The sequence below is a fragment of the Vibrio sp. 10N.261.46.E11 genome, assembly GCF_041472735.1.
In the GTDB taxonomy this organism is placed as follows: domain Bacteria; phylum Pseudomonadota; class Gammaproteobacteria; order Enterobacterales; family Vibrionaceae; genus Vibrio.
The window spans coordinates 127,878-145,888 of record NZ_JBFRQW010000004.1; the positions used below are offsets into that span (position 1 = coordinate 127,878).

General features: G+C 44.1%; 17 protein-coding genes. 9 read left to right on the plus strand and 8 right to left on the minus strand.

What is annotated here, in order from left to right:
- Positions 1 to 51 precede the first annotated feature (51 nt).
- Both AB4407_RS02605 and AB4407_RS02610 read left to right on the plus strand, forming a co-directional pair.
- A complete protein-coding gene (locus AB4407_RS02605; RefSeq protein ID WP_102277184.1) occupies positions 52 to 309 on the plus strand; it encodes a YdcH family protein in 258 nt (85 codons plus the stop codon).
- 123 nt (positions 310 to 432) lie between these two features.
- Complete coding sequence (locus AB4407_RS02610) at positions 433 to 909, plus strand: GNAT family N-acetyltransferase (protein ID WP_372118337.1); 477 nt, start codon at positions 433 to 435, stop codon at positions 907 to 909.
- A 44-nt stretch (positions 910 to 953) separates the two neighbouring features.
- Here AB4407_RS02610 and AB4407_RS02615 read toward each other — a convergent pair whose 3' ends face one another.
- Complete coding sequence (locus tag AB4407_RS02615) at positions 954 to 3,869, minus strand: alkaline phosphatase family protein (protein WP_372118339.1); 2,916 nt, start codon at positions 3,867 to 3,869, stop codon at positions 954 to 956.
- Positions 3,870 to 3,982: 113 nt separating this feature from the next.
- Positions 3,983 to 4,318 (minus strand): DUF1840 domain-containing protein, encoded by a 336-nt coding sequence (locus tag AB4407_RS02620; protein ID WP_372118342.1) that lies wholly within the window; start codon positions 4,316 to 4,318, stop codon positions 3,983 to 3,985.
- A gap of 334 nt (positions 4,319 to 4,652) precedes the next feature.
- On the opposite strand from AB4407_RS02620, the gene AB4407_RS02625 reads away from it, so the two are divergent.
- Positions 4,653 to 5,843, plus strand: a complete 1,191-nt coding sequence (locus tag AB4407_RS02625; RefSeq protein WP_372118377.1) for a GGDEF domain-containing protein — start codon at positions 4,653 to 4,655, stop codon at positions 5,841 to 5,843.
- On the opposite strand, the gene AB4407_RS02630 is transcribed toward AB4407_RS02625, so the two are convergent.
- Positions 5,840 to 6,121, minus strand: coding sequence for a hypothetical protein (locus AB4407_RS02630; RefSeq protein ID WP_372118345.1), 282 nt, complete (start codon positions 6,119 to 6,121; stop codon positions 5,840 to 5,842). The two genes, AB4407_RS02625 and AB4407_RS02630, sit on opposite strands and share 4 nt — an antisense overlap.
- A gap of 158 nt (positions 6,122 to 6,279) precedes the next feature.
- Between AB4407_RS02630 and AB4407_RS02635 the strand changes: the two genes are divergently transcribed.
- On the plus strand, positions 6,280 to 7,152 hold the full coding sequence (locus AB4407_RS02635) for a pirin family protein (protein ID WP_372118347.1): 873 nt from the start codon (positions 6,280 to 6,282) through the stop codon (positions 7,150 to 7,152).
- A 251-nt stretch (positions 7,153 to 7,403) separates the two neighbouring features.
- On the opposite strand, the gene AB4407_RS02640 is transcribed toward AB4407_RS02635, so the two are convergent.
- A complete protein-coding gene (locus tag AB4407_RS02640; RefSeq protein WP_009846125.1) occupies positions 7,404 to 7,685 on the minus strand; it encodes a pyrimidine/purine nucleoside phosphorylase in 282 nt (93 codons plus the stop codon).
- Positions 7,686 to 8,068: 383 nt separating this feature from the next.
- Between AB4407_RS02640 and AB4407_RS02645 the strand changes: the two genes are divergently transcribed.
- Both AB4407_RS02645 and AB4407_RS02650 read left to right on the plus strand, forming a co-directional pair.
- Positions 8,069 to 8,533 carry a DUF2850 domain-containing protein gene (locus AB4407_RS02645; protein WP_372118350.1) on the plus strand — a complete coding sequence of 155 codons (465 nt, stop codon included), beginning with the start codon at positions 8,069 to 8,071 and terminating at the stop codon, positions 8,531 to 8,533.
- Between the two features lie 401 nt (positions 8,534 to 8,934).
- The gene (locus AB4407_RS02650; protein WP_372118353.1) at positions 8,935 to 11,475 is read left to right on the plus strand and encodes a glycosyl hydrolase family 18 protein; all 2,541 of its coding nucleotides are present in this window, start codon (positions 8,935 to 8,937) and stop codon (positions 11,473 to 11,475) included.
- 118 nt (positions 11,476 to 11,593) lie between these two features.
- Here AB4407_RS02650 and AB4407_RS02655 read toward each other — a convergent pair whose 3' ends face one another.
- Both AB4407_RS02655 and AB4407_RS02660 read right to left on the minus strand, forming a co-directional pair.
- Positions 11,594 to 12,442, minus strand: coding sequence for an alpha/beta fold hydrolase (locus AB4407_RS02655; RefSeq protein WP_372118356.1), 849 nt, complete (start codon positions 12,440 to 12,442; stop codon positions 11,594 to 11,596).
- A 196-nt stretch (positions 12,443 to 12,638) separates the two neighbouring features.
- Positions 12,639 to 13,232 carry a TetR/AcrR family transcriptional regulator gene (locus tag AB4407_RS02660; protein ID WP_372118358.1) on the minus strand — a complete coding sequence of 198 codons (594 nt, stop codon included), beginning with the start codon at positions 13,230 to 13,232 and terminating at the stop codon, positions 12,639 to 12,641.
- A 162-nt stretch (positions 13,233 to 13,394) separates the two neighbouring features.
- On the opposite strand from AB4407_RS02660, the gene AB4407_RS02665 reads away from it, so the two are divergent.
- The 3 genes from AB4407_RS02665 to AB4407_RS02675 all read left to right on the plus strand — a co-directional run bounded on the left by AB4407_RS02665 (position 13,395) and on the right by AB4407_RS02675 (position 16,415).
- Entirely contained in the window at positions 13,395 to 14,351 is a 957-nt protein-coding gene (locus AB4407_RS02665) for an AEC family transporter (protein WP_009846120.1), read from the plus strand.
- 123 nt (positions 14,352 to 14,474) lie between these two features.
- Positions 14,475 to 15,515 carry an acyltransferase gene (locus tag AB4407_RS02670; protein WP_372118360.1) on the plus strand — a complete coding sequence of 347 codons (1,041 nt, stop codon included), beginning with the start codon at positions 14,475 to 14,477 and terminating at the stop codon, positions 15,513 to 15,515.
- Between the two features lie 264 nt (positions 15,516 to 15,779).
- Positions 15,780 to 16,415, plus strand: coding sequence for an START domain-containing protein (locus AB4407_RS02675; RefSeq protein ID WP_372118363.1), 636 nt, complete (start codon positions 15,780 to 15,782; stop codon positions 16,413 to 16,415).
- 70 nt (positions 16,416 to 16,485) lie between these two features.
- On the opposite strand, the gene AB4407_RS02680 is transcribed toward AB4407_RS02675, so the two are convergent.
- Together AB4407_RS02680 and AB4407_RS02685 are read right to left on the minus strand one after the other, a co-directional pair.
- Positions 16,486 to 17,016 carry a DNA mismatch repair protein gene (locus AB4407_RS02680; RefSeq protein WP_372118366.1) on the minus strand — a complete coding sequence of 177 codons (531 nt, stop codon included), beginning with the start codon at positions 17,014 to 17,016 and terminating at the stop codon, positions 16,486 to 16,488.
- Positions 17,017 to 17,024: 8 nt separating this feature from the next.
- Positions 17,025 to 17,411: an MAPEG family protein gene (locus tag AB4407_RS02685; RefSeq protein WP_372118368.1), complete on the minus strand. Its 387-nt coding sequence runs from the start codon at positions 17,409 to 17,411 to the stop codon at positions 17,025 to 17,027.
- Between the last annotated feature and the right edge of the window lie 600 nt (positions 17,412 to 18,011).

Sequence of the window (18,011 nt, forward strand, 5' to 3'; positions counted from 1 at the left end):
TTCAAAAATAGACTCTATACTGAAGTTAATTAGACAAGTGAGGAAGTGCCAATGCTCAATGAAAACCATGCCTTTATCTTAGATTTCCCAGATCTTAAATTAGACATTGTTCAGCTCAACCACGACGACGAAAAATTCAAAGCAGACATGCAGAAGTACCACCAACTCGACTACGACATTCGCCAATTAGAAATCTCTGGCAGCCCTATCGATGACGACAGCATGCACAACCTCAAAGTAGAACGCATGGAGCTAAAAGACTCACTTCACAAGCAGCTCACTCGACATCACGCGCTTAAGCTCGTTTAAACGAGTTCTACAAATACGACTTTCAGAGCCACGCACACACTGCGTGGCTTTTAGTTTAATCCGTCTATAAATCTATTATGGTATTGTTTGCTTATACTGAGCTCAAAATAAGGAAGTAAAATAGTGACAGTCAAGGATGAAAAACTACAACTCCTACTCGTTTCAAACTCAGAATTTGAAGAACTGTTTGCGTGTGTTAAACAAGGGCTTTTCATACACGTAAATAACGTTTTCGGCTGGGACGACGACTTCCAACGTCAACGACTTTTAAACGATTACCATCCTTCTTGGTTTCATTGGGCATACCTAGGAAAACAAAGGGGTGGACTTGTATGTTTTAAGCCTTATGACAACGCATACCATGTTCATTTGCTGATCATTTTCCCTCAATATCAAGGCCGTACGCTTGGTAAGGAAGTCATGTCACTCATCCACGAAAAAGCCCACCAAGAACAACGAAACCAAGTCACTCTGTCGAGCTTTAGAAGTAACACCCGTGCCATTAGTTTTTATCAGGCGCTTGGCTATCAAGTTGTTGATGACAGCGATGAGGATTTCGTGGGATTGGCTCTCAATCTAGCTAACTCTCAGCCTCGCTAACCATAGAGAAAATACAGATAGCGAGTAGGTAGAGAGCGTTGACTTTAGCGCGCGCTTGAAACATCCAACTTATTCAGCAACGAAGGAAAACCCCAACCGTTCTCGCCTTCGACCACCGATTCTCCGGTCAAATACTCAAACAGCGTTGGCGCTAAAGATCCGTTAGCTTCGATTTTCAATTTCTGAGAGTTATCGCCAATTGGCGCTCCCCAGAATCCGATGAAAGCATCTTTCTCTAAGTAATCCTCACCAGCATGACGCCCCGGTACCTTAGTGTTGTAGCCAATTCCCGCTTTAGGGAACAAGTTAACCGTGCCAGCCCTATCTTCAAGGTAGATATTAGCCAGTTGATTTACTGAATCTGGTCGAGGTGTTGGTTGCGTCAATGAAGTCCACTCAGCACTGCTACACCACGTTGTCACATCCGCCTTAACCGCTCGGTTAATACATTTTTCAACCAATCGAGAATACTGTGCAAAATCAGCTTCGCTTGGTGATGCTAGGTATGGATTTAACCTTTGCGTATCGAGCAAAATCGGCGCTCGGTTGTCTTCCAATGACTCATAAAAAAGCTTGTCACCTTCACGTGTGATCAATTCATCGACCCGCTTTAAATCACGGTTGCCAATCACACGAACAGCGCAACGTTGTTGATCACATATGCTTTCTCTGACGACCATATAATCAAGACTCTCAGGCAAGCGTTGCGCTATCTGATTGATGATGTCGATATTCTGACCAGTTGGCGCCGCAATCGGAGACCACTGCGTGAGTTCTTGGTAAACCGGCTGAACCTGCCACCCGTGAGCCGAATTAAAGAAGTCCATCATGAAGTTACCACCAGCAGTAGAAGCAACCACAACATCCAACGCCTTTGAACTTGGGTAGCTTAGGGTATTGGTGATTTTAGGCCCTTCCCCCTCGTCTGAAGATATTTTCTTAACCAAAATTGGATACGCTAGCTCTGCTTGTAAGCCTTCAAATACCTGCTTTTCGGGATTGAGCGCGTAGAACACCGGCGTTAAACCATGATCCCCTGCCATGCCCCACAGCGTTTTATCGTAAACGCCGGCACTGCGGTAGGTCGCTTCAATCTGGCGTATCCAATAGTCTAGTCGATTAAGCTCTCCGGTCGGCATCAGAATTTCGTCACTAAAAGGACCGGTAAAGTGTGCAAAGTGATCCGGCCATGGGTTATACACCAAGGTGTAATCTGGCATCCCTTTTCCATCTAACTCGGCAAACTGAGTAATCGATTGTTTAACCTGAGCCTTCTTTGAAAACTTAGTGAAAAAATCAAAGCCAGATATAGACAGATACGCTTCGATATCTTCAATCAAGGCAGCACGCTTTTCTCGCAGTGTTACTTCGACTTCAGAACGTTCCTGAAGTTCTTTAACGCAGCGTTTCTCGCCATAATCACGCAGTGACTCACCCAAACCTAGGTTTACTAACCCATCGTAAGTGGTGTGAGCATTCCAATCGTATTGAGCGTTGCAGTTCAGCGTTTTAAGGTAATCAAGGCGATCAAACATGGTTTGCACCTTGTTGTCTGCCATCAGCACATCTAACTGCAGGGCATCATTACCAAAGAAGTAATACGCTCGGTCGATCTCTCGGTCGACAAAGTGGAAATTAGGGATACCCGTACCACCGTTACCAGACACTTTTGCGCCCGTTTTGATGATAGGTAGGTTACGTACGCTGATTGTGGGAGTTGAAGAGATACCCACTCGGCTAATATTGTCTCGATGCTCTTGATAGAGGTTTTTGAAGAACGGAAGATAATTCGGATCACGGTAGGTTTGTTCAGACAGAACTTCCATGAACCTCACCTGCTGTTGATGTTCAGGTTCAATAACCGTTCCTAGCTTAGGTTTGTATTGCGCTCGGTTTTTATGATTTTGGTAAGCAACAGAAATGAAAGGTGAATCTTCATCGACCAAGCCTTCGATCAACCCCTGCTGTAAACCGTCGACGGTCACTTGGACCGCAAAACGTTTGTGCTGTTGGGATTCTAAGAATTGTATTAGCGCATCAGGCTGGTCACTGAACGCTTGTTGCATCCAATCATCGAGCGCTTCTGCACGTTCTTCTTTAAACACAAATTGTCGGTAAGCTTTCAGCAAGTTTAAGCGTACAAAATCAATAAGCGTGATGGTAAGAGCTTGTGCTTTGTTATTCGGCTTATCAGCGTTTTCTGGTTTACCATCTTCTGCAATCGCCAACATTGCAGATTTCATGTCGCCGTCATCCATTCCCAATGCCGCTTTACCGATCAAATCAACAATGATCGGTTGAATCTGAGCGATGATCGCTAGATCTTCAGGGCTATTGGTTAAGTATGTGTAATTCGCAGGGAGCGTGTCCATATCCTGCCAAACACCAATTTCGAATAACGCATCGTAGATAACCACCATGTTGGCAATGAACTGTTCATCGATACGAATACCTTCATGATGTCCCGTTGCTTCAGTCGAGGTATCTGGCTCGTGATGCTCTGAGGTTGGCTTATCTCCAACATGATAGAGGCTATGTTCAAAGCCCTTTAATGCCTGCTCATCATAAACCGTCGACAAGTAAGACTTGAACACATCTTCACTGCCCAAACCTGAATAGCGGTCGTAATAACTATAGAGAAAATAACCCAAAGGAATTGAGTACGTCGGGTTGGATAACTGAGCAACGACTCTGGCTTTTGTTTTGACATCTAAAGGAAGTGCGAGAATATACGCATCTAATGTAACGCCACCAATGGTGAAAAGAGCCGCATCACGAGTGAGTTTGGCAGAATAATTGAGGCTTGAAAGCACCTGATTTTTCAACACTTCACTGGAGCTAAACACGCCACCAATGACGGGCGTTGTTGATATATCAGCTGCACTCGGAGCTGACGCAGCCGCCAACGATAAAACACTGAATAAACTGGCGTAACTGCGAACGTGAGAATAAGAGCTCATCAAATTTCCTTTAGATCAACACACTTCTATAAATGCAGCGTATTGTTTCAGTTTGCATTTATTAGTCAACCTATGAAAACGTTTGTTTTCTGATTCAAAGAGCTCGAATACTCTTACAATCGCTTACCGCTACCGTCTTCCCACATCACTTCGCATTCGTCTTTAATGGCCGCTTTCAATAGTTCAACTAACGGGAAAGCTCGGCTACCGATATTAACAGACGCTTCAACAACCTCTTCATTATCGTCATCGGTATTTTCTTGTTCTACCTGCTTGCTCTGCTCAGCGGCGATCGCAGCACGAAAATGGCTTAACGCTTGAGAAACCTCTGAAGCATCAATTGCTCCGGGGATAGTGCCACTATGTCCAAGCATCTTAATGAACTGAAGACCGGCTTCACCAAACATCGTGACGCTAGCATGAGCTTTGCAACTAAAGGTAATTAACATTATGAGCCTCTATCAAATTTAGGTATCTATAAACATTAGCTATCTACAAACTATGTTGAGTAACGCATTGGAAAGCAAGTAGATAACAACCAAATCAATTCTTGCAACTCGAACTTTAATTGTCTCATTCTCGGACTTGTCCGCACCGTTAGTGACACGAATCACTATTTATTATGAGCCAATCATTGTTTAAATATGGAACTTTGATAGTAGTCACACTAAAAAGACCACTAACACTCTGCTATCACTTTTATTTCATCTACTATTAACACCAATTATTGAAATCTTTGGCACAAATCACATGAAAAGGCTCGTCGGCAGACACCTAGAAGAAATGGCGGACATACGATCCACTCGCAAGCAAAAAATTGTCCACTCCTTTTCATTGGCTGCCGCTGCGTTATTCACATTCTACACTTGGGCTTACTTCCAAGGTCAGCATTACACACTGTCAATTTTCGAGCTGTGTTTTGCACTTATCGCTATCTCCAATGCATTTTACGTGAAAAAAGTCACTGCCGCTGAGTATTCAGAATTGATTCTAAGTGGTGTTCTGCTCGTTCAAGGAGTCATCCTATTCTTGTACAGTCACGCCATTCCCGAGCGGACACTCTGGCTCTACCCGATTTTGGCTGCCGTTATTTTCATAAACGATTTCAGAATTGGTATTATATTCAGTACCTCATTTTGTGTATTTATCAGCACCTTGATTACAGCGATGCCTAGCAGCTTTTCTTTACCTTTTAGCAGCTCACACCGGTTTATTCTTAGCTTATTTACAATGAGCTTGGTATGTCACACATCAGCTTATTACTACACAAAAGCCGTCAGTTATATTCAACGCCTGTATAAAGAGGGGATTGAAGATCTGGCCTATAGAGACCAACTAACAGGCTTGGCAAACCGTTGGAGTTTTGAACGCTGGGCAACAGAAAAACTTGCGACAGTGGATAGTGAACGCTCACTGACTGCATTAGTTTTTTTGGACATTGATGACTTTAAAGGCATTAATGATAGCTACGGGCACGACGTCGGAGACAGTGTCCTGCAGCATTTTGCGAACCGTTTAAGCAACAACATCCGAACCAGAGATAGGGTAAGCCATGAATACGATTATTCGATTGCGCGCTTTGCTGGAGATGAGTTTGTTTTGATGCTCTACGATGTGCCAACTCGCAAAGATCTAGACGGTATTTTAGATCGGATTTGTGGGTTATTCGAAAGTGGTTGCCAGACAAACGAGAGAATCAAAGAATTGACACTCAGCGTTGGGGTTTCGTTGTACCCGCAAGATGCTAAAGAATTACATGAGCTGACGAGATGTGCTGATAAAGCGATGTATGTTGCCAAACATTCAGGAAAAAACCGATACGCTTATTATCACGACAATCCCATATCAACCTTGATAGAAGAGCTACCGACGAACTTAGCCTTCTCAGAATCGGAATCATCTGAGCTTGAAGGATGTCTTGAAGCGAAGGTCGAAGGGAGCAATGTTACGTTATTAAAAACGCGTCCACGCTAGCCTGCCATATACATGGCCCATAAACTCACTAAGCCAATAACAATAATCCATACGACTTGTCGTACTAAATTTCGGTTTTCGTTCTTAGATTTAGCAACGGTTTTAAAAGCGGCTTGCTTGGCCGAGTGTATAAAAGGCCCATCTGCTTGGTGCTTTCTAACACGGCGCTTAACCGCTTTATTCGCAACCTTTGTAAAACGCTGACCTTGCTCCGTTGTAAAATCGTTATCAAAGCCCATCCGACCTTGCCTTTCGCCATGTTTTTGCTGTACTGCCATAGCGGCCTCCTTGGCGGTCTGCTCTCTATTCAAGTATAGACATAATTTTATATTCTTACCTGTTCAAAATTTTCGAATAAGTCACTCAACACTGTGCCATCTTCTTTTTAAATCAAATTACATAAACTACAGCTATTCAAGTTTATGAGGATTTCAAAATGACGAGTGTAAGAGCAGTAGATCATGTGATTGCAGCACACGCTACCTCCGATGGTGATGGCGTAAAAATACAAAGACTCGCTGGTTTCAATAACACGCGTTTCTCTCCATTTTTAATGATTGATGAACTTAAGTCGGATGAAAGCAAAGATTATGTTGGCGGCTTTCCTCCACATCCTCACCGCGGGATAGAAACGCTCACTTACATGCTGCAAGGTCACTTCCAGCACAAAGACCACATGGGGAATGTTGGAGAGCTTCGCAGCGGTGGTGCACAGTGGATGGCCGCGGGTCGTGGTGTGATTCACAGCGAAATGCCAATGATGGAAGAAGGTGCACTGCATGGATTTCAGATTTGGATAAACCAACCTGCAACCCACAAAATGCAGCTAGCGCAATATCACGACTTCCAAAGTGAAAGCATCGCGGAGCATCAAAATGAACAAAATGGTTTATTGAGAGTTATTGCTGGTGTATTCGAACTGCATAACCTAGCTGACCATGATGTAGAGGCTTTACGGACGCAAGGCCCACTGCAACAAACTGGTGTGCCGTTAAGCGTGGCGGATTGGCGCTCTCATTCTGGGCAAGAAATAACGTTAGGGACAAATGTTAATCACAATGCCATGACTTACGTGTACCGAGGCAGTATTAAGATCGGCGAAAAAGTCATCAACCAAGGGCAACTTGCACTGCTCACTAAAGCTGACTTGCTGTCTTTGGTTAGCTTAAAAGATTCAGGTGTACTGATTTTTTCTGGTGAGCCGATTAATGAACCTGTTGTGCACTATGGTCCGTTTGTCATGAATTCGATGGAAGAGATTGAACTGACGATTCAGGATTACAACAACGGCGTATTTGAGACTTACTGATTAACGACGTCTTTGCGCTTTTAGCTTTTAGCTTTTAGCTTTTAGCTTTGAATTGAAGTTAAAGATTGAAGATTGAAGATTGAAGAGATTTTGCAACGAACAACAATTTGGTCATCCATTTGATGACTGTAAAAACAAGTGACACTATCCACTGCCGGTTATTATCACTTATTTAACCACGCTCCTAGAGCGTGGTTTTTTCTATTAAGCCATAGATAAACGATACTCTGGTTGAACGAACTCAGGCCTTCCTACAAGTATTCACACAGGTAAGCTGTCGCTTCTTTAACCTGTAAATCGAATGAAGAGTCACCCGCAACGTCAAAAGACTCACCAGATTGGAATGTCGTCCAATCGTCATCGCCAACACGCTTTACAATTAAAGCACCTTTAACCACAGTCATCTTTTCCGGAGCTGCAGTACCGAATGTGTATTCACCAGCGGCCATCACACCAACACTCACATCAGCACCAGACTGGTTAAACGCTAACGACTTAACACCACCTTCAAAGTATGTATTTTCTTTAATCATTGTACTTCCTTGTTATCTCAAAATTGCATTACTAGGCTCAACGAATAAGCCTATACGTAAATTTAGGTGCTAATTGTTTTAACCAATTCGAGACTGTCCTACAAGAAATAAATGAATATAGCTTAGGATCTCTTGACCTTTCGAAGTTAAATTTCGTTCGAGATGAAATCATTTTAGGCGTGGCATTGGGTATACAACCTAATCATTCTAAGTAAATATTCCTTAACAAAGCATGAAGACTGAATGTGTGGGTAAAAAATCACTGAGGCAGTTTGATTCAAAAGAACATTCGATCCTGCTTCTAACTCTTATAAGAACCTTTGCAACCTATCGTTTTATTTTATAGAATCATCACCAGTATGAGTAACTAAAATGAAGAGATAATGGCTAAAAACACCACGAAAAGCAGCGATATATTGGCCAATTCGTTACTCTACGCCTTCTTAATGGCTGGCTTTATAATTGCCCTCTCCGTCGGCTATTTTGGCTACCAAGCCTACCAAAAATCTGTAAGCCCAAGTAACGTCCATGGCACATGGATCGAGATTGGTGCTCCACCTTACAAAACAGATATTCTTACACTTTCCGATGACGGTGTGATGATGAACTATCGTTTCATCAGTACCTCGTTTGATTTTGATGGTAACGATGTCACGATCAACACAGGTTCAGGCCCAACGATTTATACCATTAGCGGTACCTACAATTCACCTCGCTTAAAGCGTTTAGTGCCTAACACACCATCCAAACAATTCATAAAAGAAGGGTATGAAGATACTGTAGCGGGTGATACTCAAGGACTCATGCAGCAACGACGCTCAGTATTAGCTGAGCAATTCAAAAAATAATACTTTCAACAGCGCTTTGCTTAGTAAACCCCTTTACATCAACACGTCATGCCCCTTACAAGCACCGGCATGACGTGCTTCAGGTTGTGATACTGCTTCAGTTCTCGATATTTTATTGTAGCTTGTAGCAATTTCTCATAACTTCATGTCGTGTATTTTCACTTATGAGACTTTCCTTCTGAGTAAAGTTTTATTTTATAAAACATGGACTCAGCCTCTCATTCATTAAGCAACAGAATTGTAACAAGATACAATTTTTTAGTTGTCCATCGAAAACGGATTTATTTTCAGTCATGAAATTAAAACTCTCTCGAATACTGACGGGGAAGCTCCTTCAAAACTGACGGGAGCCGATTCTAGGGCCACTTGGTTCTAAACCTTCAAGGAATGAGAGAAATAGTATGATTCGTATAAACACCTGTGCTGCGAGTATTGCTCTAGCGCTATCTGGTACAGCATTGGCCGCGCCAACAGCACCTAGCATTGATATGTACGGTTCCAACAACCTACAGTTTTCTAAAATTGAACTCGCGATGGAAACCACCTCTGGTTACAACCAGATGGTTAAGTATCACGACAAAGCAAAGGTCGATGTCAAGTTCAACCAATGGAGCGGAACATCAGGAAACACGTACAACATCTACTTTGATGGCGTTAAAGTTGCTACTGGCCCAATTACTGGCAGCCAAACTACAGCTTCATTCGAATATGGCCAAGGCGGCTTATTTGATATGGAAATTGAAGCGTGTGACGAAACAGGTTGTAGCAAAAGCGCACCCGCTAAAATCACGATTGCCGATACCGATGGATCACACCTAGCACCTCTTGCGATGAATGTGGACCCAAACAACAAGTCATACAACACAGACCCAAACACGGTAGTAGGTACTTACTTTGTTGAGTGGGGCATCTATGGCCGTGATTACACAGTCGATAACCTACCTGCTGACAATTTGACCCATATCCTTTATGGCTTCATCCCAATTTGTGGCCCTAACGAATCAGTGAAATCAGTGGGCGGCAACAGTTACAACGCACTCATGACAGCATGTCAGGGCGTTAACGATTACGAAGTGGTGATTCACGACCCTTGGGCGGCTTTTCAAAAGAGTTTCCCGCAAGCGGGTCATGAATACAGCTCCCCTATCAAGGGCAACTACGCAATGATGATGGCGCTAAAACAGCGCAATCCAGATTTGAAGATCATCCCATCAATTGGTGGTTGGACGCTGTCTGACCCATTCTTCGATTTCACAACCAAAGCTAACCGAGACACCTTCGTTGCATCGGTTAAGAAATTCCTTAACACGTGGAAATTCTACGACGGTGTCGATATTGACTGGGAATTCCCTGGAGGAGGCGGTGCGGCGCCAGACCTTGGTGACCCTGTGAATGATGGCCCAGCTTACATTGCACTGATGGCAGAGCTGCGCACTATGCTTGATCAACTAGAAGCGGAAAACGGCCGTACTTACGAGCTAACATCTGCGATCGGCGTTGGTCACGATAAGATTGAAGACGTGAACTACGGCGAGGCTATCCAGTACATGGATTACATCTTTGCAATGACTTACGACTTCTACGGCGGTTGGAACAACGTGTTAGGTCACCAAACAGCACTCAACTGCGGTAACTTCATGCGCCCTGGTCAATGTGATGGCACAGGCATTGATGAAAATGGCGAACAGTACACAGGCCCTGCTTACACCACAGACAACGGCATCCAATTGCTTCTTGCGCAAGGTGTTCCAGCGAACAAACTTGTGGTTGGTACAGCGATGTACGGTCGTGGTTGGGAAGGCGTATTACCCTCATCACTTTCAGATCCAAGCGACCCAATGACTGGCGTGGGTAATGGCAAACTGACCGGCAGCTCTGCTCAGGGTGTATGGGAAGATGGCGTTATCGATTACAAAGGCATTAAAGCGAACATGCTTGGTGCAAACAACCAAGGCATCAACGGCTTTGAATATGGCTACGACGAAATGGCAGAAGCGCCTTACGTTTGGAACCGTACTTCAGGTCAGCTAATCACATTTGATGATGACCGCTCAGTAAAAGCAAAAGGCGCATACGTTCGTAGCCTTGGCCTTGCGGGTCTATTTTCTTGGGAAATTGATGCGGATAACGGCGATATCCTAAATGCAATGCATGAAGGCCTTGCTGGCGGTACCACTCCACCAGTCAACCGCAAGCCAACGGCAGCTGCGGGTGCCGACCAATCGGTTGAAGGCCCAGCTTCTGTTTCTCTAGACGGTAGTGCTTCAAAAGACAGCGACGGCACGATTGCGAGCTACGCTTGGTCACAAGTAAGCGGAACTGCCGTAACACTGGCCAACGCGAATGCGGCTGTTGCGAGTTTCGATGTTGTTGAAGTCGCACAACAAGAAACTCTAACATTCAGCCTAACCGTAACAGACAACGAAGGCGCAACGTCAACAGACACGGTTGTTGTAACGGTAAACCCTAAAAACACAGGCCCAGTCAACACAGCACCAGTTGCAGTGGTTACGGCTCCGGCTGAAGTGAATGCGGGTGATGTTGTTGTGGTTGATGCGTCAACGTCTAGCGATGCGGATCAAGACACATTAACCTTCACTTGGGATGTACCAGCAGGTATCAACGCAACAGTACAAGGCGCTTCAGTAAGCTTTGTGGCGGCGGAATACACGCAAGACACTGTACTGAACTTCTCTGTAACAGTGAGTGATGGTACAGAAACATCGGTAGCGGCTACTTCAGTGAAAGTTCTTAAGAAAACCACAGGCGGCGGTACGTGTACTAACGCTTGGGATTCAGGTGCGGTTTACACTGGCGGCGACCAAGTGACTCAAGGTGGTAAGGTTTGGGAAGCGAAATGGTGGACAACAGGTGAAGATCCAACAACGACAGGCCCGTGGGGCGTGTGGAAAGAGATCGGCCCAGCAAGCTGTGCTAACTAAGGACAAGATTAGTTAAAGCAACTAAACACCTAAAAGCAAGGCCAACCAGATAATGTCTGGTTGGCCTTTTTAGTGTTGGTTTTCTTAACCTGCGTTCTACTTGCTTGATTCGTTAAACTTAGCTAATCAAGTTATCAAAGCTCTCGAATACTTGTGGGCACTTCATCACTCGGCCGTGGCCTTGGCCTTGAGTGGCAATCAAGGTAACGCGACCCATTTCATTAGCGGCACGCTGAGACACATCAAACTTAGTAAACTTGTCTTGCTCATCATGAACAATGATCGTCTGTGACTCACGAAGCGCTAGCTTTCCATAAGGATCAACAGACTGAATTGGGTAGTTAAACTGCTCTTCCACTTCACCCACGACCGCCTCAAACAGTTTTATTGAGTAACCAGAACGAGCCACGCTGCCAAATAGATTTTCTAAATAATCCAACACAGGAGCTATTAGCAACAAAGGTTTGTTTTCCAATTTAACGTGCTTACATTCCAATGCAGAAGCGGTACCCATGCTGTGACCGACCAAACCTGCTACCTCTCCCACTGAATCGAGAATGGCTTCAAGACCGTTCACAAATGCAGGGATATGGCCATGTACACCATCACTGCCACCGTGCGCCGGGTGATCATAAGCCAGAGCCGTAAAACCTTTGGCTGCAATATGTTCCATTAAAGGGAAAAACTGACTCGCGGTGCCAGACCAACCATGAGTCAGAACCCAAACTGGACCCATACCCAAAGAATACGTTTTTAAAACGCCATCACGACCTTTGATTTCACTCTTGATAAGCCCTTGCGGATCGGCATTTTTCTGCTCGGTACGCATTGGAGTGAGCAGCAGTTTACGCGCAGTTTTCTTCGCATGACTTGGCGCTAAAATGTAGTGCAGATTGGTTGTAGCGCCAATCAAGCTACGCTTGAAGCTAAATTTGTTCGATGTATTGAAATAGATTTTGTCACTCATGACCGTTCCTTGTATCGCCATCATTGTTGGCGGATCGAGCTCGGCCCTAAAATCGAACGACCGTGCTATTTGTTAGTATAAAAAATGGCGCTGCTACTTATAGACGTTTATCGTAGCTTTCCGCCATTTCTCTTAAAATTATTTGTCACTGTTACCTAGCTTAACTTACCTAAACAATGCTCCGCTTAAAAACGAATTAAGCGACTTTCCAGCTAGCGATTAAGCGATCTACACCACTCCAAAAATGCGTGTGGCTCGCTTGCTGCCCTCGCAATGAGTAGAACAAGTTTGCACTCAAATAAAGGCCATATAATTCAAAGGTTGCCTGTTTGGGATCTAAATCGGCCCTGAACTGTTTGCTCTCAACCGCTTTTGCTACCTGAATCGTCAAGTAATCAATCCACACTGAAATGGTTTTCTGCAGTGCCTTCTGAATCACAGACGTTTCGCTGCCTGCATCTTTCCAAGCATCAATAAACATACAGCTGCCTTGGAATGAATGGTTCCAACCCAGCCAGTTATCGAGCAGTTGTTTAAGCTTGGCTTCAATATCACCATCACCGAGCTCTCGCGCGGGAATAATGACTCTCTCAGTGAATATGGCGTTGGAATATTCCAGTACAGAGAGTTGCAGGTTCTCTTTAGAGTTGAAGTGTGCAAACAAGCCACTCTTAGACATACCACACTGCTTGGCTAACTCACCAATCGTCAAACTCTCGAGACCATTCTCACTCGCAAGCGCGAATGCATGGCTCAAAATATACTCTTTGGTTATCTTTCCCTTGCTCATTATTCACCAATAATAAATCTCATGTTTCATTTTTAGCACGTTCGTTCTTTTTTGCAATTTTTATTTGCAAAACACTTATTTTGTTTTCTCTGATGTCAGAAACTGTGGAAAAATGCGACAGTATTCAAGGGAAATTGAAATCGACTAACTAAAGGAAAAACAATGAACACACTTTGGGAACAGTTTGCGTTTTCGGCGTCGGTAACAGGCCCTATCTGTTTAATGCTGTTTCTTGGTGTGATGCTCAAGCGAATCGGTTTGATCAATGATAATTTCATTGATGTCGCGTCCAAAGTGGTGTTTCAAGTCACCCTACCCGCGATGCTATTTCTGAGTATTGTTCAATCGAATCACAACTTTTCAGCCAGTAGCGCGTTAGTTGCGTTTGGCGTCATCGCTAACTTTGTCTTTTTCTTGTTCACGATTTTCTCAACCAAGTTGGTATTCAAAAGCTCTAAAGATCAAGGTGTGATCATCCAAGGGGGATTCCGCGCTAATACCGCGATCATCGGCCTCGCCTACGTGGCTAATATTTATGGCAACCAAGGCGTGGCATTGGCTGCTATCTATGTCGCATCTCTGACCGTACTGTATAACATTCAAGCCGTGATAGCACTGACACCCAAAGGCAAAGACACCGGCGCTAAAGCCATTAAAGTGATCGCCAAGTCCATCACCAAAAACCCGTTAATCATCGCTATTTTCTTAGCGGTCGTCTTCTATGCACTTTCAATTCCCATTCCAAAAATGGTGACTGATGCTGGGCAATACTTTGCCAACATGACTTTGCCTTTGGCTCTACTTTGTACTGGTGGTTCTCTAGATATTAGTTCGCTTAAACAAGAAAAGTTGTCTACGTGGTTCGCCTCTAGTTACAAGTTAATCGCCTCACCTTTACTGACTACACTGGCTGGTTGGTACTTAGGGTTTGAAGGGCTCGATCTCGGACTTATCTTCTTGATGAGCGCAGCACCAACGGCAGCGGCAAGCTATGTTATGGCTCGTGCGATGGGAGGAAACTCAACACTCGCGGCTAACATCATCGCTCTTACTACTGTTGTTTCTCTTATCACTTGTACACTAGGTATATTTGCACTCACTGCAATGGATTTAATATAGCTGCGACAAGCTTCAAAAAACCGACACAAGCCTCGAAACAAAGGTCATAAGCCTTGATTTAGGACTAACTGGTTGGGCATAAAGGCTGCTAGATTTCGTAAAAATTTTACTGAGAGATCTGATATGTCTTCCGTTCAACATACGCCTTCACAACACATCGCCAGTATCGAGTTAGGCAGAGTGATTGCTATCTTGGCGATCATTGGTTTGCACGGCCAAATGGCACTCACTTATTGGCAAATAGATGAAGTGCCATGGGTTGGTTATGTGCTCAACCAAACCGCTCGCTTTGCGGTACCTCTGTTCTTCCTTATTTCAGGCTATCTGATCCAACCTAAGCTCACAGCATCGCCTTGGACAACCTTCATCAACTACTCCAAACCACTACTCAAAGTTTGGTTGGCATGGAGCATCATTTGCTTAGTGATGCCATTCAATCTCGCGAAAGTAGAAGAATTTGGCTATCTAGGTGAACGTGAAGGCTATTGGGGTTTCTTAATGAATACCCCACTTAACTCTTTGTTAGAGGGTGGGTTGGTACATTTATGGTTCATTCCTGCCCTTGTGTGCGCAGTGTTGCTCATCGCTCTATTGGTTGAGTTAAAGCTCCAAAAATTTCTATTTCTTATCGCTGTTGCACTCTATGGCTATGGTGTTTTGGCAGGAAGCTACGCAACGCTAACCGGGTTAGAGGCCCCTTTCTTCACACGTAACGGCCCGTTCTTCAGCACGTTAATGGTGACCTTAGGTTTCCTCATTCGTCAGCATCAATGGAAAGTGTCCTCAGCCAAAGCATTAGTGTTATTGGCGTTAGGCATGGTCATCCATTTTGCCGAAGCGGCATGGCTAACCCAATTTGATATCGCCTTTAATATTCACGATTTCTTGTTTGGTACAGCTTTGTGGGGGATTGGTGTGTTCATGTGGCTTTTAGCTAGTCCAAACATCGGCGATTACGCATGGCTTCGCGCTATCTCGAATCGTATGCTAGGTATCTACGTTTGCCATCTGTTGATCATTATTTTGCTATTCAATGTCTGCGGAGTATTGGGCATCACTGAACTCGCTAAAGACATTGCCGTGTTCTTCGGCACCTTTACCCTGAGCTTTATATTGATCGCTGGTATAGAAAAAACGCCACTGCGCCACTGGTTACTTCGTTAGTCGCTTTCAATTCAGAGCCCCTATGCGCATTTGCTACAAGAATCATTTCTAGCCTTTTTTACATCGAGCGAAGCCCGTGAACGCACTCACCTGCTGACACGGGCCAACTTAAAACACCAGTTCAACATCAAGCGTCAGTTTTACACCAAGATAAACAGCGATGTAACGCTCAAATCAGAGAAAAATCAGTGCGATTTCAGCACGAATCAAAACCATTTATATTCTATACTCCTAAAGATAAGCTTTTCTTTTCATGGAAGAATAATGATATTACCTAGAATTTTAGCCATCGGACTCTATGCTTTATCAACACTGACTTACGCTGCTCCATGGCAGTTCGTAAAAAGTGAAGACGGCATCATCATTGACAAGAGACCTCACAGTGAAGGCTTAGTAGAGATACGAGCACAAATGCAAACACCCACCACTTACTCTAGTTTTTTGCTGTTATTGGAAGACAGCGAGAACGTGCCAAACTGGATAGATAACGTATCGGAAAGTCGTGTCTTAATGCAGATATCTGAGGATGAAAATATCGTCTATACCCAGTTCAAAGCGCCTTGGCCTGCCAGAGATCGTGATATGGTGACCTACTCAAAATACAGCGTCGAGGATGGGCAGTTTGTCTTGTCGATCAAGGATGCGTCTGATTATTTGGCGAAAGAGTCGGGGTACATTCGAATTTATGATGTAGATGCCTTATGGACTCTGCAACCGCTCACCAATGGTAATACCTATATCACCTATACCGCTTACGCGAACGCAGGTGGAATCCTGCCAAATTGGTTGATGAACAAATTATCGATTGATAGTGCACTGAGCACGTTTAAAGGGCTAAAAGAACAATTACAGAAGTACCAAGGCCAGCAGCACCCTAACCTGCCAAGTGAGTCTCGCTAGCGATACCAGTCGATGGGTAGATAACTAGGTAGCTAAGTAAGTGAGTAGATAAGTGGTAGATAAATAGATACTAAGGCCTTCTAGCGAGGTCGCGAGCTAAGATAAGTGCTAAACCAAACACCTGAAGAAACAGGGCAATATTCTTATAAAAAGCCATTTTCTCATCGAGCCTTTGGATTAATTCAACCAACGTCAGGTTATCCAAATAGTAGTCATCGATTCGTGAACGTTGCGATTCTTGGGCGCTGTTGATCAGCATCATAAGCTTGGGCAAATTTGCCAGTGAGATGGCCGGCACCTCATCACTCACCCAATTCCGAAGTTGGCCGCGCAGCGCTTCATCAAGAATAGTGGCGGGTTGAGCCATTTCTGCTGATGACTTATCAAGGTGAATAAGAATAGCTTCACGCTTACGCTCTAGGGTTTCGATCGTATTCCAGGCCAATTGTATAGAGTACACATTGCCGTATTTACGATCCTTGTATTCCGATTTCTCCGCTTCAATTTTGTCGAGCACCAAGCTCGACATGACAATCGCCATGATGTTGAGTATTAGCCCCGCAAGGACAATCGCCCAAGCAGGTGGAAGGCGTAATGCCATAATGCTCCCTAGAACATTTTATCAAAAGGTAGGTAAGCTAAGTTTAGGACAATCAACGAGACCATGCAGATAAGCGTTAACACCATACCCACTTTTCTACCTTTTAAGTTCTTTGCCAGAATACCTTTTGCATGAATCACGCGCCCCAGAATAAAGGCAACACCAATGGCATGAACAAACCACACACTGGCACCATTCATCTCTAAAAATCCCATCAAAATCACCGTGATTGGGATATAGTCCATAGCATTACTTTGTGCAGAACGTGCTATCTGTAGCGACTCAACACCGCCATCGGCATGAGCAACCAAATTAATTCGTCTTTGCTTAATAACTTCTATCGCCAACCAAATCATTACGACCGTCAGCAAGGCTGCGTAAAGTGCTGTAACCATTATATTTTCCTATTACTTTGAGTTTGTTGAGCGTATTTTGCTCACCTATCGACGAATGAGTTCAACAAAGTATGATATCCGCGCCCGAACATTTGTAAGAGATCTCTCACACCGAACGTAAGAGATCACAGTCAAGCTTCGCAGAAAAAAGAAAAATCACAAACCCAACCCCTTGTTTTATATGAATCCACGCATATTTATTTTAGTTAACGAGGATATTTATTTCCTAAGGCCAATTGCGAATAAAGCCTCCAAAGTGTTTAATACTCATGTCGACAGGAAGTTGGCAGGAACAGGAAAAAGCCTAACGGACTAGGTATCTTCAGGACGAAGATTTGATGACTTAGGATGAGTGATCAGCAAGGAAGTTTTACTCTAGGATAGAGTTACTTGTCAGGATAATGAGTTAGCATGGACACCGCTAGGAAGGCGATGGATTGGATAGGTTAAAGGATTTAACCAAATCAAGGAACGATGCAAGGAGCATACGTGACCTTATTAAAAAATAAGTAACAACGTCAGTAGCAGGATGGCTACGAAAAAGAATAAACCCCGTTTGGTGAAAGCCAAACGGGGTTTCTTTTTGGTTCATCGCGGATT